This window comes from Vibrio sp. 1F169 (genome assembly GCF_041439605.1).
GTDB lineage: Bacteria > Pseudomonadota > Gammaproteobacteria > Enterobacterales > Vibrionaceae > Vibrio > Vibrio tasmaniensis_A.
Map to the genome: position 1 here is coordinate 1,499 of NZ_JBGOOI010000147.1, position 1,421 is coordinate 2,919.

Annotated in this window: 3 protein-coding genes; all 3 read right to left on the reverse strand. The window is 49.0% G+C overall.

Annotated features, from left to right (window positions below):
- Positions 1-693: type-F conjugative transfer system secretin TraK (traK, locus tag ACED53_RS23190; protein WP_371715320.1), on the reverse strand; the 693-nt coding region annotated here is incomplete at its 3' end.
- Positions 680-1,255 carry a type IV conjugative transfer system protein TraE gene (gene traE / locus ACED53_RS23195; RefSeq protein ID WP_016800090.1) on the reverse strand — a complete coding sequence of 192 codons (576 nt, stop codon included), beginning with the start codon at positions 1,253-1,255 and terminating at the stop codon, positions 680-682. The genes traK and traE, both read right to left, overlap by 14 nt.
- A gap of 14 nt (positions 1,256-1,269) precedes the next feature.
- Complete coding sequence (locus ACED53_RS23200) at positions 1,270-1,359, reverse strand: hypothetical protein (RefSeq protein ID WP_371715321.1); 90 nt, start codon at positions 1,357-1,359, stop codon at positions 1,270-1,272.
- Positions 1,360-1,421: the final 62 nt, after the last annotated feature.

Here is a 1,421-nt window from a genome sequence, read left to right on the forward strand (position 1 = left end):
CGCGGAATAGCTGTAGAACTGCGCGGTGGTCAGCGCCATGTCACTGCGGCTTTGATTTTTGAGCTGATAAACCACCCCAGAATAATGACGGCCCACGAAGACCGTTTGAGGGATGATGGCCAGCGACGCTTCATCTTTGGGTAAGGTTTTGGGGTCAACGTCGTGACGTTTAAAACCAGCAATGGGAGCGCCATCATGGACAAAACGTATCATGGCTTTGGTGAGCGCTGTCATGGCGGCGGGATAATCCGCCGCCTGCTCAATCGGGCTTTGCTGCTCTTTGTAATTTTGCGACCAAACAAACTCCGTGACCAAAGATGGTGTAGCTTTGGGGGTAATAAACAGCGCAAACAATCGCCCTTTCTCTGTCGTCAGGTGCGCGGTAAACGGTAAGGGAAGGTTAATTTTTAAGGTGATGGAGCCGGAAGCGTCTTTTTGGTTGCCCGTTGAGGTGCAAAACCCTTTCGGGCAGACGATCGAAATAATACGGTCATTGTTGACCAGTAAACGGTTCACGTTAATGGAAGAGAGTGACAAGGGGATCGTGTCGCCTTCGTCAAACTCATAGCTCACCATGGCGGCATTTTCAGCCAGGGCAAAAGAGGGGATGAAAAAGACCACCCAAAGCGCGATGGATAAAAAATAAGGGTGCCATTGCTGCGATGGGGTGAATGATTGCTCATAAAGATTCATCGGTGTTGACCTCGACTTCTTCAATGGAGAGTAAACCTATGACGCCTTGGTCATAGCTAAAGTTGACTTGATACCACTTCATCTCCGGATCTAGTGCGCGTTGGCCTACGTGCTTTTGGAGTTTCCCGTAGAGTTGTACTTGGAGAGTGTCGAGAGAAATTCGGACCAACTCGACAGAAAATTGGCTGCTGATGTTATCTTTTTTAACCACCGTGGCTTCTCGAAGCAGCTTAGGTTGAACGTTGTACCAGCTTGTCTCGTCTAAATATTCAAGTAACTGACCAAACTGACGTCCAACGCTTGCCGGCGTGATGTTGAGTTTCAGGTAGAGAAGATAATCCGCCATTTGCTCAAGATAAGGTTCATCGACCGCGCCATCCGAAACCGTAAAGGCTTGAGAGAGGGTGGGCGGGACTAGGGTTCGGCTTTGATGGGTAAGGGCTTGATAACTGGTGTAACCCAACACCAGGTTAGTGATAAGCATAACAAGAAAGCCTGCACTCAAAAAAAGATTGAGGAGGCTTTTGACGGCCAGCTTATCCCGTTTAACAAACGGATCCATGATGAAGGGTCTCCTTAGAAAATCCAGTAACGACGACAGGCTGAGGGGGTACGCTTAAAGAGGGTGGGATGGACAAAGGAAGCCCCCCACCAATAAAGTGACAAGGTAACTATGTTGTCACCGTATTGCGCTTTGATGTAACGTAATCCCCCAAACCAAGCCAGCG

Excerpts from the sequence above, each read along its gene's own strand:
- traE (WP_016800090.1), bottom strand. The coding sequence starts at position 1,255 with ATGGATCCGTTTGTTAAACGGGATAAGCTGGCCGTCAAAAGCCTCCTC.